The organism is Thalassotalea sediminis, assembly GCF_030295915.1.
Taxonomy (GTDB): Bacteria; Pseudomonadota; Gammaproteobacteria; order Enterobacterales; family Alteromonadaceae; genus Thalassotalea_C; species Thalassotalea_C sediminis.
In genome coordinates, this window is record NZ_AP027361.1 from 3,239,316 (window position 1) to 3,253,586 (window position 14,271).

At 38.9% G+C, this 14,271-nt stretch carries 13 protein-coding genes; 6 read left to right on the forward strand and 7 right to left on the reverse strand.

Going from position 1 to position 14,271, the window contains the following annotated elements:
- Positions 1 to 4 precede the first annotated feature (4 nt).
- Entirely contained in the window at positions 5 to 814 is an 810-nt protein-coding gene (locus QUE09_RS14795; RefSeq protein WP_286233618.1) for a symmetrical bis(5'-nucleosyl)-tetraphosphatase, read from the forward strand.
- A gap of 194 nt (positions 815 to 1,008) precedes the next feature.
- The gene (locus QUE09_RS14800; RefSeq protein ID WP_286233619.1) at positions 1,009 to 3,027 is read left to right on the forward strand and encodes a HAMP domain-containing methyl-accepting chemotaxis protein; all 2,019 of its coding nucleotides are present in this window, start codon (positions 1,009 to 1,011) and stop codon (positions 3,025 to 3,027) included.
- A gap of 66 nt (positions 3,028 to 3,093) precedes the next feature.
- Here QUE09_RS14800 and QUE09_RS14805 read toward each other — a convergent pair whose 3' ends face one another.
- Positions 3,094 to 3,984: a radical SAM protein gene (locus QUE09_RS14805; RefSeq protein WP_286233620.1), complete on the reverse strand. Its 891-nt coding sequence runs from the start codon at positions 3,982 to 3,984 to the stop codon at positions 3,094 to 3,096.
- A gap of 37 nt (positions 3,985 to 4,021) precedes the next feature.
- Positions 4,022 to 4,507, reverse strand: a complete 486-nt coding sequence (gene folA / locus QUE09_RS14810) for a type 3 dihydrofolate reductase (RefSeq protein WP_286233621.1) — start codon at positions 4,505 to 4,507, stop codon at positions 4,022 to 4,024.
- 192 nt (positions 4,508 to 4,699) lie between these two features.
- Here folA and QUE09_RS14815 point away from each other — a divergent pair, with 192 nt between their 5' ends.
- Positions 4,700 to 6,838 (forward strand): TonB-dependent receptor, encoded by a 2,139-nt coding sequence (locus tag QUE09_RS14815; RefSeq protein WP_286233622.1) that lies wholly within the window; start codon positions 4,700 to 4,702, stop codon positions 6,836 to 6,838.
- Positions 6,839 to 6,900: 62 nt separating this feature from the next.
- Positions 6,901 to 7,998 (forward strand): PepSY-associated TM helix domain-containing protein, encoded by a 1,098-nt coding sequence (locus QUE09_RS14820; protein ID WP_286233624.1) that lies wholly within the window; start codon positions 6,901 to 6,903, stop codon positions 7,996 to 7,998.
- 72 nt (positions 7,999 to 8,070) lie between these two features.
- Here QUE09_RS14820 and cgtA read toward each other — a convergent pair whose 3' ends face one another.
- The 3 genes from cgtA to rplU all read right to left on the reverse strand — a co-directional run bounded on the left by cgtA (position 8,071) and on the right by rplU (position 9,944).
- A complete protein-coding gene (gene cgtA / locus QUE09_RS14825) occupies positions 8,071 to 9,231 on the reverse strand; it encodes an Obg family GTPase CgtA (RefSeq protein WP_286233626.1) in 1,161 nt (386 codons plus the stop codon).
- 126 nt (positions 9,232 to 9,357) lie between these two features.
- Entirely contained in the window at positions 9,358 to 9,615 is a 258-nt protein-coding gene (rpmA, locus tag QUE09_RS14830; protein WP_286233627.1) for a 50S ribosomal protein L27, read from the reverse strand.
- 17 nt (positions 9,616 to 9,632) lie between these two features.
- Positions 9,633 to 9,944, reverse strand: a complete 312-nt coding sequence (gene rplU / locus QUE09_RS14835; RefSeq protein ID WP_074498722.1) for a 50S ribosomal protein L21 — start codon at positions 9,942 to 9,944, stop codon at positions 9,633 to 9,635.
- A gap of 233 nt (positions 9,945 to 10,177) precedes the next feature.
- On the opposite strand from rplU, the gene ispB reads away from it, so the two are divergent.
- Entirely contained in the window at positions 10,178 to 11,149 is a 972-nt protein-coding gene (gene ispB / locus QUE09_RS14840) for an octaprenyl diphosphate synthase (RefSeq protein ID WP_286233628.1), read from the forward strand.
- Here the strand turns inward: ispB and QUE09_RS14845 are convergent.
- Entirely contained in the window at positions 11,146 to 11,868 is a 723-nt protein-coding gene (locus tag QUE09_RS14845) for a substrate-binding periplasmic protein (protein WP_286233629.1), read from the reverse strand. The genes ispB and QUE09_RS14845 overlap by 4 nt on opposite strands.
- 173 nt (positions 11,869 to 12,041) lie before the next feature.
- On the opposite strand from QUE09_RS14845, the gene QUE09_RS14850 reads away from it, so the two are divergent.
- Positions 12,042 to 12,845, forward strand: coding sequence for a UDP-2,3-diacylglucosamine diphosphatase (locus QUE09_RS14850; RefSeq protein ID WP_286233630.1), 804 nt, complete (start codon positions 12,042 to 12,044; stop codon positions 12,843 to 12,845).
- Between the two features lie 45 nt (positions 12,846 to 12,890).
- Here QUE09_RS14850 and mdh read toward each other — a convergent pair whose 3' ends face one another.
- Complete coding sequence (gene mdh / locus QUE09_RS14855; RefSeq protein WP_286233631.1) at positions 12,891 to 13,826, reverse strand: malate dehydrogenase; 936 nt, start codon at positions 13,824 to 13,826, stop codon at positions 12,891 to 12,893.
- Between the last annotated feature and the right edge of the window lie 445 nt (positions 13,827 to 14,271).

A 14,271-nucleotide genomic window follows, 5' to 3' on the forward strand; every position in this document is an offset into this window, starting at 1 on the left:
CCCGATGGCTATTTATTTTATCGGCGATATTCAAGGGTGTTATCAGGAACTTAGATTATTACTTGATAAAGCCTCGTTTGATCCTAGCAAAGATCAGTTATGGATTGCTGGTGATATGATTGCTCGCGGTCCAGCATCATATCAAACGTTGAAATTTTTAATCTCTTTAGGAGATGCCGTTAAACCTATTCTAGGTAATCATGATTTGCACTTATTAGCGACTTATGAAGGCATCAAAAAAGAAAAGGCCAAAGACCAACTCTCTGAACTATTAGATGCACCAGATATCGACGAAATTATCAACTGGCTCGCGCAGCAACCATTGTTGAGAAAATTACCTAACGAAAGTGTCTATATGTCACACGCTGGACTATCCCCTGAATGGCAAATTGAAGACGCAATTGAATGTGCTAGATTTGCAGAAGCTAAAATTTCAGGCAAAAAAAGGCGTCATTGGTTATCAATTATGTACGGTGAAAAACCAAATAGTTGGCTAAAAGTGAAAAACAAAGAAGACAAGTTTCGATTTACCATTAATGCATTTACCCGCATGCGTTATTGCTATGCTGATGGTAGCTTAGACTTTGATTGCAAAGCTTCCCCAAGCAACGCACCGAAAAAATTGAGCCCGTGGTTCACCCAAACAAAAAAACAACTGACGCAAGCACATTGGATTTTCGGACATTGGGCAGCGTTAGAAGGTAAAGTTACAACAAAGCATATTTATGCACTTGATACAGGTTGTGTTTGGGGAGGGCAATTGACCTTGCTGCGTTGGCATGATAAAAAATATATCACTCAGCAAGCACTATAATAACCATTAACTCGACATCAGTATAAATTTCAAAAAGAATACGATAAAAGCTTGAAGTAAAGATGAAATTCAGTTCAAGCTTGTTATACTAGCAGTTAAAGAAAGTAGGTTGCTTGCCGATATACGTTAAACAATAAATAAAAAATACCTGCTTTTTTGTTTCAACACCCTAAATAAACTTACTGGTGGTCTCAATGAATTTGACTGTAAAAGTAAAAATTATTGGTGGATTTTCCATCATTGCTGTTTTACTCATAATTACAAGCGTTATCTCTTTAAGTAATCTAAACAACATTCACCATGCAACACTCAAACAGAGCACGCTTGCAATTCCAACGTTAAGTTCAAGTACCGCATTAGCGAACCAACTAAGTCAAATTGGCGGGTTAACGTTGCGAGGCTACTACCAAACAGAATTAGTAGGATTAGCTGATAACTTAGAACGTTTTAATGCCATTAATCAGGAGTTTATTAGTGAGCATAAAAAATTAAAATCAATTGTGAGTAAAGAACAGGTTCTCTTAAACAACCTTGCAAAAATCGAAGATATTCACAATAACGTTCAAGCAAACATTAATGCCGTTTTTAGTAACCGTAAAGCGGCAATTGAGCAATACAATATTGCGCTTGATACCGTAGATGTATTAGAAGAAAAAGCAGATGATGCTGCAACATTAATGCTAGATTTAGCTGACCATGATTTAGCCGATACCAAATTACAACGCGCTGTATCATTAGGTGAACAGCTTGAATCTCAACTAAATGGCATGGTAGCTTCATCTTTCGAGTACCGAGATCTAAAAGATATTCAAGCGACTGAATTAGTTGAAAGCCAAATTACAAACGGCTATGAAAATGCGAAACGTGTGATTCGAGAAATTAACAATGAACTGGCATTAAATAATGCGGATGACATTGCTGATGAACTCACAAGTATTGAAAATAACCTTGATGATTTACTGCTAAGCAGCGCTAGTATCTTCACAATTAAGAACGCCCAACTCAGTGCGATTGCTCAAGCTACAGCTCAACTCGAAGAAGCCGATACAAATATTGCACTGGCGAAGAAAGTGTTAGCAACTCAAGTAGAGCTAGCAAATGAAACAACGAGTGAAGCAAGTACGTTAGTTGAAAAATCTGTGAATACAGGTACAACCGTTACTTGGATTATTATGCTAGTTTCTATTGGCTTAGCCGCTGGTATCGCATTCTTCGTGTTAATTAGTATTACCCGTCCACTTACCCGCGTAAATGACATTTTAAATGTCGTTGCTTCAGGCGATTTATCTCGCAAACTGGATGATTCAGGTAAAGATGAATTTGCCCAACTATCGCGTAATTGTAATACCGTGATTGACAGTTTACGTGACCTAATTAATGGTATTGTTAGTCGTTCAACACAATTAGCTACAGCAGCAGAACAAACGTCAGCAGTAACTGCTCAGAGTACAACAGCAATTGAAGAACAGCGCACTCAAGTTGAACAAGCAGCTTCTGCTACTACAGAAATGAGTAGCACTTCGCAAAGCGTACTTTCAAGTGCCAATGATGCACTAGGTGAAATTAAGCAAGCAGATGATGAAGCTGAAAGAATTAAAGGCATATCAAACCGTAACCGTATGACCATTGAACAACTTGCCAATGAAGTTGAAGATGCCTCGCAAGTGATCAATAAGTTACAACAAGATAGTGCGTCTATTGGCGGCATTTTAGACGTGATCAGAGGAATTGCAGAGCAAACTAATTTATTAGCATTGAACGCTGCAATTGAGGCCGCCCGCGCAGGGGAACAAGGCCGTGGCTTCGCGGTAGTTGCCGATGAAGTAAGAACATTAGCAAGTAGAACACAAGAGTCTACCCAAGAAATTCAAAACATGATTGAAGTGCTGCAAACTGGCGCCGAAAAAGCGGTAGCAGTAATGGAGACCGGTAAGAAGCAGGCGTCGGAATGTGTAGTTCAAAGTGGTGAAGCTGAAAAAGCGCTAGAAGTCATAACACATGCCGTCCATGAAGCGTTTGACCGCAGTTCTCAAATTGCCAGTGCCGCTGAAGAGCAAAGCACTGTTGCACATGAAATTAGTGAAAACTTAGAATCAATTGTAGCGATTGCAGAGCAAACCACATCAGGCTCTCAACAAACAGCGCAATCAAGTAGCGAAGTTGCTCAACTTGCCGAAGAGCTACAACAATCAGTGAGAGAGTTTAAACTTTAATCTACATGTTAAAAATTTTAAAAAGGCACCGCTAAGGTGCCTTTTTAGTATTTATACGTCAATACGTTACAAGCCGCGCTGCCACTCTTGTCTTAGCGGTACGGTATTAGGCTTTGTCATTGCCTGTTCTACTTGCGACAACATTAGTGCTTTATCCTTGCCGAGTATGCCTTTTAACACCAAATAATTTGATGCATGATCGGAACGAAAAATGGTCTTCTCAAGATCAAGGTGTGATAACAATAAGTGCATTTCTTCAAATAGCTGATGCTGATCTAACATCTTGAAGTTACCTTTAAATCCAGCAGCAAACCTCTCTATGCCTAAAGGAAAGGAAACGACCAATGTTGATAAGTAATTCGGCTGAGCTGCATTCATTAATTTAGCAGACTGTATAGCATGTTGAGCTGAGTAATGAGTGCCACCTAAACCATTTAAGATCATCACAGAGCTTTTGATATTGGCCGCTTTTAGCTTATTCAACGCAGTTAAAGACGATTCAAAGGTTTCACCTTTTTCAATTAGATCCAGTACTTGATCGTCACCACTTTCACAGCCAACGTAGACAAGGGTTAACCCTAGGCTTTGCAATTCTTTCAGTTGTTCTACGGTTTTGTTCCCCAAGTTTCTGGGTAAACAATAACTAGAAACACGTGTTACAGAAGGCAAGTACTCTCTTATCAAGAGTAAAATTGATTTAAGCTGCCGAAATGGCAGCATCATTGCATCGCCGTCGGCGAGAAATATACGATGTGGCGCTAACGGTGATTGTGCTGCAGTAATAATCTCTTGCTCTATATCTGCGAGCTTTTTCGCTTTAAATCGTTTTGCTTGCGTTGTATACATTTCACAAAACGTACACTTATTCCATGAACAGCCATTGGTGACTTGCAGAATTAAGCTTTTCCATTCACTAGGCGGTCGAAAAACAGGCTCAATATATTTTAACGGATACATCGTAATACCAGTATTTAATTTTTATGCACAATTGATATTAAATGCGTTCATAAACGCAAAAATCGAGATCATAGGCATTTTTCTCATCAGCTTTACGTAATTCACTACTGACTTTTTGCCAACCTTCACTATAGTCTGGAAACTGTGTATCTCCATCAATTTCTGCATCAATATGCGTGACATACAAACGTTGAGCACTTGGTAAGCAATGTTGATAAATAGCACCACCACCAATCACCATAATTTCCTCAACATCGCCAGCTTCGTGCAACGCTTGCTCTACCGAGGTAACAACAGTAATGCCATCGGCTTTATAGTTATCATCACGAGAGATAACGATATTTAATCGACCAGGTAACGGACGGCCAATAGATTCATAGGTTTTTCTTCCCATGATCACTGGTTTACCTAGTGTTGTGTTTTTAAAATAAGCTAAATCTGCCGGCAAATGCCAAGGCATATCATTGTCTTTACCAATAACACGATCAGCCGCATGTGCGACAATCATTGAAAGCACGGTCATAATTAATCCTATTATTACAATGAACGCGAAGTTTACCTTACATTCCCATCTATGTGCCATAACGAATGGCTTCAACGTTAAGGTTATTTCATATTTTGTGCTGATTGCACCCGATTCACTAAAGCACAGTTGCAAATGATAACGATTTTCATTACTATTCGTTTGAAATTTTTTACTTGAATTCGGATAATCATGAAAACATTACCTTTTCCTCTCACTATTATTGCATTTCTTTTATCACCTAACGCATACACCAATAATTATGATACTAATCAATATTTCGATGATAAAACAATTGAACGAGTAATCGTAACCGGTAGTCGCATAGAAGAAAGTATTGACGAAGTGCCTGCTACCGTCACTATCATTTCTAAAAAAGAAATTGCTCAACAAATGAAAATAACGCCTGAATTACAAGATATATTGGCGGCACTTGTTCCTGGTATGGGGCCAACGACAGGTACCTCAAGTAACTCAGGTCAAACCCTTCGTGGACGCAATCCACTGGTAATGATTGACGGAGTGCCACAATCCACTCCTCTTAGAAACGGTTCACTCGGTATTAGATCCTTAGATGCTTCAGTGATTGAACGTATTGAAGTTATCAAAGGTGCTACGTCCATTTTTGGTAATGGTGCTGCAGGAGGCATTATCAATTACATCACTAAAAAGGCGGTTACAGATAAAACATTAGCGGGCGAAATAAGTCTTTCAAGTAGGTTTAGTGCGGTTAAATTAGATAATAGTGCTGGACAACGCATTACAGGAACTATCCACGGCCAACTTGAAAAGTTGTCTTATGTGGTTAGCGGGAGTTATGAAGAAAATGGCGTTCAACGAGATGCGGAAGGAGACATATTAGGTTTAAAATATGGCTTGAGTGATACCGTCACTGAAAACATTTTTACCAAGTTTAACTACTATTTTGATGATGAAAAAAGTGTTCAGTTAACCTATAACTACTATGAATCGCAACAAGAAACTGACTTAATTGACGTGGTAGGAAGCATTAATAGTGGTGAAAAAACATATGCTATTAAGTCACCTAACGGTGAACGATTAATTGGCTCTCCTCAAGGACCTCTCGGTAATCATAATATTATGTTGAAGTATACTGACGACAATATTTTTGCCGATACTGCACTTACGCTCGATTTATACAAACAAGATATTGAAAATGTCTTTTTCTTTTCTACAAACTTGGCTAATCAAGACGAAGGCTATGACGGCGGTCAATCAATGATTAAATCCGAAAAGGAAGGGATGCGCGTTACGTTTAATACAGTCGTTGATTTTAACAACCTAGAAGCCACATTCATTTACGGCACTGACATGTTGCAAGATATTACCTCACAACCTTTGCTAGATGGACGTATGTGGGTGCCAGAAATGGATATGAAAAACCAAGCTTTTTTCCTTCAATCTAAGTGGCATTTCAATAACGATATAATCGTAAAAGCAGGTGTTAGAAGTGAACAAATTGACTTACAAGTTAATGATTATCAAACCCTTAAGCTATGTAGAACACCAAGCCAATGCTCAGTAGCAATGCCAGTAACAGGTGATACTTTAGAGTACGACGCAACCACTTATAACGTAGCGGTAAAGTACAACTACCATCATACTTTTTCACCGTTTATCAGTTACTCTCAAGGTGCAGATATTTCAGATATTGGTCGCTTACTTAGAACCGCAACAGTGACAGATATCGCCGATATTCGAACAGAAGCATCTGTAATTGACAACTATGAAGTTGGATTTGTTAGTGATTTTGACGATTTACGTGTAGAGTTTTCAGCTTACCGGAGTACTTCAGAATTAGGTACAACCAATAAATTTGATGCCGTTACCGGTGTTTATATGCCAGTTCGCGCTCCACAAGAAATATGGGGACTAGAGACAGCCGTTAGCTACCGTATCAGTGATGCATTGAACGTACATGCAACGGCAAGTAAAGTTGAAGGAACCAATACCGCGACGAATGAACATTTAGGTGGAAAGCAAATAAGTGCCCCAAAGGCGAGTATGCAGGTAAACTGGCAACCAAATGAAGAAACTCAGTTAATGGCGACGTTGCTTTACGTTGCTGATAGAAATAAATTTACGCAACAAAATGGCCAGTGGGTTGGAGATCAAGGACCAATTGACAGTTACTTTACGATCAACCTTTCAGCAAGTCATCAAATTGGAGATTGGCAATTGTTTGGCGGTATAGAGAACTTATTTAACAAAGATTACTATCCAACGCGCTCACAAATGTATAGTTACAATGGCTATAACTTAAAAGGGCTTGGCACCACTATAACCATGGGAGTTAACTACAAGTTTTAAGTTGCCCCTTTGCCAAGTAGTGAGACATATTTGGCAAGGGTTACTTATCGGTAGACATTATCATGAAATTAATACTGCGTCGGATACATTTACTGCTCGCACTAACAAGTGCACTATTTCTGCTATCATTATCTATCTCCGGCGCACTTTTACTCTATGCAAAAGACATTCAAAGTTCACTATTTCCTCAACAGTGGACAATCCCTGAATCTATATCTGCAATTAACGTTGAACAAGTAATAGGCTCAATTGAACAGCAATATAATGTAAAGGTTGCGTTCATTACCTTACCTAAAGAAACAACGGCACCGTGGCAAGTTAGACTGGCAAACGGTAACTATCTAAATGTTGATCCAGAAGCTCGCTCGGTTATACATCAATACGATTATTATTCAACATTTTACGGTTTTTTAATGGCATTTCATCGCTGGCTAGCTCTTGATAATACGAATAAGCCCCTAAAAGTAGTTATGTCGATCGCAAGCCTTTGTTTAGTTTTACAGTTATTTTTAGGAGGCTATTTATGGTTAAAGCCCAAAAAGCCACTGAGACGTTTAAAAGTAAGGTGGAAAGCAAACAATAAAATAAAATATGCTCAGTTACATAACTTAATGGGCGTTATTCTATTTGTACCCTTATTATTAATTGCTGTTTCAGGCATGGCCTTTCACTGGAAGGATCAGATTAAATTCACGCTAAATTTATTGTTTGTCGATGAAATACAATCGTCTATTAAGCCACAAGTTAAAACGCAAAAGAATACCATTGTCGCGCTGAATAATGCGCTAATTAACGGTCAAAAGACATTTCCACAGGCAACATTATACCGCATATATTTGCCGATAAAGCCGAATGAACCTATAAGTTTACGGTACACGCAACCTGAAGAAGCGCACGGAAATTCGTGGGTTTGGTTGTCACCAGAAACAGGCGTTCCAATTAAGCATTTTGATGCAAGTAAGACGAATGTGGTTACCCAAGTGTGGAACTTTAGATACCCCTTTCACGTTGGGGAATTCATTGGTTGGCCTATTAAACTACTTTGGTTAATCATCAGCTTAACGCCAGTGTTTTTTCTAGTGACTGGCTTTTATCTTTATTTCGCAAGACAACCAACGAAAGTCGTTCAAAGTAAGATAAATAACGAAGAGTTGGCCTAATTACAAACTGTATTTTAACTTTACAAAAAAGCGAGCATTACGCTCGCTTTTTTAAAATTCGTGTAGATTTAATTAACGTCGGTATTCGACCTCTACGTCATAATCATCTTCATCCCAGTCTTCATCATCAAGATCATCATCAATTTCATCAATGGCTTCTTGATGGTAAGTGTCCCACTTAAACTCAACCGCTTTATCTTCTGGTGTTTCTTCTTCAATTTCACCAGGAAGCGTTTCAATAAAGGTCATTAACTCTTGGCAAAGCTCTTCTGTTCCTTGCTTATTAAAGGCTGATATTTCAAAAACGCGATCTTGCCAGTCTAACCCTTTAATAATGCGTTCTGTAACTTCTTTCGCCTCTTTTTCAAGCATTAAATCGACCTTGTTGAATATTAACCAACGAGGTTTATCAGCCAATTTGTCTGAATGCTTTTCCAATTCGTTGATAATGGTCTGCGCATTTTCGAGCGGATCAGAGCCATCAATAGGCATAACATCGACAACATGTAATAGCACGCGACAACGCTCTAAATGCTTTAAAAACTGTGTTCCTAGACCTGCTCCATCTGCGGCACCTTCAATTAAACCAGGAATGTCAGCAATAACAAAACTACGCTGTGCATTAAGTCGTACTACACCTAAATTAGGCACTAGCGTTGTAAAGGGATAATCTGCAACTTTAGGTTTTGCAGCAGAAACACTGCGAATTAAGGTTGATTTTCCAGCGTTAGGTAACCCTAATAAACCAACGTCAGCAAGTAACAACAATTCCAGCTTTAAGCTACGTATCTCACCTAATGTACCATCTGTTTTCTGACGTGGCGCACGATTTGTACTACTTTTAAAACGTGAATTACCTAGGCCATGCCAACCGCCTTTAGCAACCATCAGTTTTTGCTTATGGGTAGTTAAATCACCTAACTGTTCTTCTGTATCTACATCTACAGCACGTGTACCCACTGGCACTTTAAGCACTAAATCTTCGCCACGTTTACCTGTCATATCTCGGCTTTTACCATTTTCGCCACGTTGTGCGCGGTGAAAACGTTCGAAACGATAGTCTATCAAAGTGTTTAGGTTTTCATCAGCGATCAAGTAGACATCGCCGCCGTCGCCGCCATCACCACCGTTTGGGCCTCCGAACTCTACGTACTTTTCTCTGCGAAAGCTGACACAGCCGTTACCGCCATCACCTGCTTCTACACGGATTTCTGCTTCGTCGACAAATTTCATGAGGATTTATTTACTCCAGTGCTAATTAGATTACACAGTCATAGTATAATACCAATAAGAGATTTTACTTGCTCCATAAAAAAAGCCCCGCTACACAGCAGGGCTTTTTCAAATAGGTAAACCTGATTACTCAGCAATAATGCTTACATATTTGCGGTTTTTTGGACCTTTTACTTCAAACTGAACTTTACCGTCAGATAAAGCGAATAAAGTGTGGTCTTTACCGATACCCATGTTGTCACCAGCGTGGAATTTAGTACCACGTTGACGAACAATAATGTTACCTGCTAATACTGTTTCGCCGCCAAAACGTTTAACACCTAAGCGTTTACTTTCTGAATCGCGACCGTTTTTAGTACTACCTGCTGCCTTCTTATGTGCCATGTTAGAATGCTCCTAAATTAGCCGTTGATACCAGTAATTTTCACTTCAGTGAACCATTGGCGATGGCCCTGCTGCTTACGTGAATGCTTACGACGTTTAAACTTAACGATTTTAACTTTGTCTCCACGGCCTTGAGAAACAACTTCAGCTGTTACTTTACCGCCAGAAATGTAAGGTGCACCTACATTTACGTTTTCGCCATCAGCGATCATTAAAACGTTATCGAATTCTACTGAAGCACCTACTTCAAGTTCAAGCTTTTCTAAGCGAACCGTTTGTCCTTCAGAAACACGGTGCTGCTTACCACCGCTTTGGAATACCGCGTACATTTGCTACTCCGTACTGCGCCTAACTAGGGTATGACGCATAAATTTAAAAATATAGGGCGCGAATTCTACGCCAAGAGCAAAATGATCGCAAGTATAATTGTAAGCTTATTTACACTTTTTTGACTAATTGCGATTGGCGGTAATATCCCCCTTCTTTATTAGCTATTTTAGTGTAAACTTGGCGTCATTAAATAAAGTAACATTATTAAAGACAAGTCTGTCAGTTTTCTCTTATGGAACTTCAACAAATTCAAGCACTCGCGCAACAAGATATGGCCGCCGTTAACGGTTTAATTTATCAACAACTTCAATCTGATGTTGCCTTGATCAACCAACTTGGCGTTTATATTGTTAATGCTGGCGGTAAACGCATGCGTCCAATGCTTACAGTGTTAGCTGCAAGAGCGTTAAATAACCAATCAGATGAACATATCGATATTGCTGCCATTATTGAGTTTATTCATACGGCAACACTATTACATGATGATGTCGTCGATGAGTCCTCCATGAGACGTGGAAGAGAAACCGCTAATGCGCTGTTTGGTAACAGTGCAAGTGTTTTAGTTGGCGACTTCTTATATACCCGTTCATTTCAGATGATGACCAAGCTCAATAACATGCATATTATGGACATACTATCTGACGCCACCAATATTGTCGCTGAAGGTGAAGTATTACAATTAATGAATTGTAACGACCCAGATACGAGTGAAGAAAGCTACATGCAAGTCATTTATTGCAAGACAGCAAAACTATTTGAAGCAGCAACGCGCCTAGCAGCTGTCGTATCCGATCAACCTAAAGATATTGAACAAGCAATGCTCAATTATGGTAAGTATTTGGGCACAGCTTTTCAATTAGTTGACGACATAATGGATTATACTGCCGACGCTAAAGAGATGGGGAAGAACGTTGGTGATGATCTTGCTGAAGGTAAGCCAACATTGCCACTCATATACGCCATGCACAACGGAAGTAGTGAGCAGCGTCAACTTATCCGCTCCGCCATCGAGCATTGTAATGGCATGGATAATCTAGACGAAATATTACGAGCGATGAAAGAAACAGGCTCGTTAAGCTATGCGCAAAAAATAGCGGAACAAGAAGCAGATAAAGCAATAAACGCTATTGCGATTCTACCAGAATCAGAATATAAAGAGGCGCTTATTGCCCTTGCGCATATAGCAGCAAATAGAAGTCACTAATCCAGTTCAACCGTTTTTTTGATCACCATATCTAATGCGCTTTTTAGCTTAAGCGCTCTTTTTGCTTGCCCATTTTGGTAACCGATATACTGCGGCTGCACATAAAGATCTTGTGTTAATAATTTAATCGGTAAATTAAGTTCATCTTTCATCTTAGACGCCCAAACACGATCAACAATCATCGCTTCAACACGACCATAAATTAAATGGTTAAACAGTTTTCTTGTATCTTCATCGCTTTGCGTATAATAGTTTGCTTTTTTTACCTTAGCGTTAATGTGAGTTAAAAACTCATCGACCTTGTCAGGGTATTGATATGATCTCGCGACTAGCACTTTCAGTGACTTGAACATTTTCAGGGATAAGTCACTTACATGGCTGTCAGAAGTAACCGCTAAAGCTAATTGCCAATCGCTAATCGGCGTATCAATATAGGGTAAGGATTCCGTCTCATCCGTATGCATAGCAAACATAATTTTGCCTGATGTTACTGAAGCCAAACACCTAGCAAAAGGTAGTTCTTTGAATTCTGCTTTAACCCCAAGAAAGTCAGTTGCCCGTTTAACTAACGTTATACTTTCACCAACAGCTTTTCCTTGTTGATTATTAAAACTATAAGGCTTCCAGCGTTCAAAACAAAACGTATAAACCTCTTGCGCGATACTATTCTTTAAAAAAAATAAAGTGAGCATTATCAATATAATTTTTGCTGCTTTCACGATAACACCTAAGGCAACGTATTTACCAAAAGTATAATACACTTTTCATCGCTTACACGCGTTAAATCAACACAGACGAAGTATCGTGTCTGTAAAATTATGTTCATCTTTCTGTCGCTTTTTTGAAACCTGTGTTTCATAGGCTGTTAATAAAAATAAAAAGAGGCACAGACATGACTGCAGCATTACCTGAAAAAATTTTAGCACGTACCGCGTGGATATCCGATGTACACCTAGGCTACAAAGACTGTAAAGCCGAATACTTGTTACAATTTCTTGAACGATTAGAATGCGAAACACTATTTCTCGTAGGAGACATAATTGATGTATGGTCACTATCTCGTCGATTTTATTGGCCTGAACAACACAATAAAGTGATCAGTAAATTAATGAATATGGCTAAACATCAATGCCGTGTTATTTACATTCCCGGCAATCATGATGTGAACTTTAGAGAATTTTCTGGGCATATTTTTGGCAATATTGAAGTGCATCAATCTTTTATTCACGAAACAGTCGATAAAAGACAACTACTTGTTATCCACGGCGACGAGCTTGATAGTGTAGTTCGTTTTAGTCGCATTAATAAATACATCGGCGATAGCGCATACGACTTGTTGCTATTTCTCAACCGCTGGACAAATATCATAAGGAAGCAGTTAGGTTATGGCTACTGGTCTTTTGCAAAGTACCTGAAAGTACGCATTAAAAAAGCAAAAAAAGCCATTGAAACGTTTGAGGATGCCGCTATTGAACTGGCAAGAAAAAAGCAGCTTGATGGTGTTATTTGCGGTCATATCCATCATGCAAACATCAAAGAAAAAGATGGCATTCTTTATTGTAATGATGGTGACTGGATAGAGAGTTGTACTTTTATCGTAGAAGATCATCACGGTAAATTAGAAGTGATACATTGGTCAGAAACGACCAAAACAGCACAAATGATTGAATTACATAAAATAAAGCGCGTGGCATAAAAAAGCCTGAACAAACTGTTCAGGCTTTTCAAAGCTAAATATTAATTAACCATTAATAAAGTCAACACCTTCTTGGATGTCTTTATTTAACGTCGCTAACATATCTTCTTTGGCTTTTTGTTCAAAAGTACTTAATTCACCGTAAGGTAATACTTCTTCAACACCATTTTTGCCTAAACGTACTGGATGAGCAAAATACGCTGCGTCGCCATTTTCAACTGCCACATATGCGTAATCTACAACGCTTTCACCTTGTAAACCTTTAACAAGTGATAATGTAAAACGCGCTGCTGCTGCGCCCATTGATAAAGTAGCAGAACCACCACCCGCTTTTGCGTTTACAACTTCAGTGCCAGCATTTTGAATACGTGGCGTTAATGCTGCAACTTCGTCATCAGAGAAAGTCACGCCTTCTACTTGAGATAATAAAGGTAAAATTGTTGTGCCAGAGTGACCACCGATAACTGGTACTTTAACATCACTTACATTTAAGCCTTTCAGTTCTGCGATAAATGCTTCAGAGCGAATTACGTCTAGCGTTGTAACACCAAAAACGCGATTAGCTTCATAAGTGCCAGCTTTTTTAAATACTTCCGCAACAATTGGTACAGTACCATTTACAGGGTTAGTAATAACACCTACTAATGCTTTTGGACAATTAGCCACAATACCTTCGGCTAATGTTTTAATAATACCAGCATTTACATTAAATAAATCAGCACGATCCATACCTGGCTTACGAGGCATACCTGCTGGAATGATTACAATGTCAGCGCCTGTTAAAGCTGATGCTAAATCATCGGCACCGTACCCTTTAACATTGACTGCCGTTGGGATATGGCTTAAATCAACAGCTACACCTGGTACAACAGGCGCAACATCGTACAACGCTAAGTCAGAACCGGCTGGTAATTGAGTTTTTAGTAATAAAGATAACGCTTGGCCGATACCGCCAGCTGCGCCTAGAACAGCTACTTTCATTGGAATTCTCCGAAATTTGAGTATTTACGTAAAATTTGGTCGCCAAAAGATAATGCATTAGCTGCCAAAAAACAATGTTTAATGATTAAGGGATAATCAATCTCTCCGTTTTTACACCCGTTTATATTACGATTCATTGAGTATAACGTCTTAATATTGCTATAACATTTATAGCGAAAGATTCTCTCGTACTTCCCCGTCAACACTATGTGTATAACGCAACAAAGAATGGGTTTATGTACACTATTCTTGTTCGCGTTTGACACAATGATTGAATAAACACAGAGTCATAATTTACTAACCTGTAACAAGCGTTAAAAATAAAACGGAAAGATCAACCTCCCTTAACCTGTAATGAGTTAATAGGATAGCGTATAATTCTAGCAACGAAATAATACTTAGGTATTAAATAAGCCTATTTGCTCGAAAAAGAAGATTATTTAGT

Bases quoted from the DNA above. Each gene is read 5' to 3' on its own strand.
- QUE09_RS14795 (WP_286233618.1), top strand. From the start codon at position 5: ATGGCTATTTATTTTATCGGCGATATTCAAGGGTGTTATCAGGAACTT.
- mdh (WP_286233631.1), bottom strand. From the start codon at position 13,826: ATGAAAGTAGCTGTTCTAGGCGCAGCTGGCGGTATCGGCCAAGCGTTA.
- QUE09_RS14815 (WP_286233622.1), top strand. From the start codon at position 4,700: ATGAAAACATTACCTTTTCCTCTCACTATTATTGCATTTCTTTTATCA.
- cgtA (WP_286233626.1), bottom strand. From the start codon at position 9,231: ATGAAATTTGTCGACGAAGCAGAAATCCGTGTAGAAGCAGGTGATGGC.
- QUE09_RS14805 (WP_286233620.1), bottom strand. From the start codon at position 3,984: ATGTATCCGTTAAAATATATTGAGCCTGTTTTTCGACCGCCTAGTGAA.
- rpmA (WP_286233627.1), bottom strand. From the start codon at position 9,615: ATGGCACATAAGAAGGCAGCAGGTAGTACTAAAAACGGTCGCGATTCA.
- QUE09_RS14850 (WP_286233630.1), top strand. From the start codon at position 12,042: ATGACTGCAGCATTACCTGAAAAAATTTTAGCACGTACCGCGTGGATA.
- QUE09_RS14820 (WP_286233624.1), top strand. From the start codon at position 6,901: ATGAAATTAATACTGCGTCGGATACATTTACTGCTCGCACTAACAAGT.
- folA (WP_286233621.1), bottom strand. From the start codon at position 4,507: ATGACCGTGCTTTCAATGATTGTCGCACATGCGGCTGATCGTGTTATT.
- ispB (WP_286233628.1), top strand. From the start codon at position 10,178: ATGGAACTTCAACAAATTCAAGCACTCGCGCAACAAGATATGGCCGCC.
- rplU (WP_074498722.1), bottom strand. From the start codon at position 9,944: ATGTACGCGGTATTCCAAAGCGGTGGTAAGCAGCACCGTGTTTCTGAA.
- QUE09_RS14800 (WP_286233619.1), top strand. From the start codon at position 1,009: ATGAATTTGACTGTAAAAGTAAAAATTATTGGTGGATTTTCCATCATT.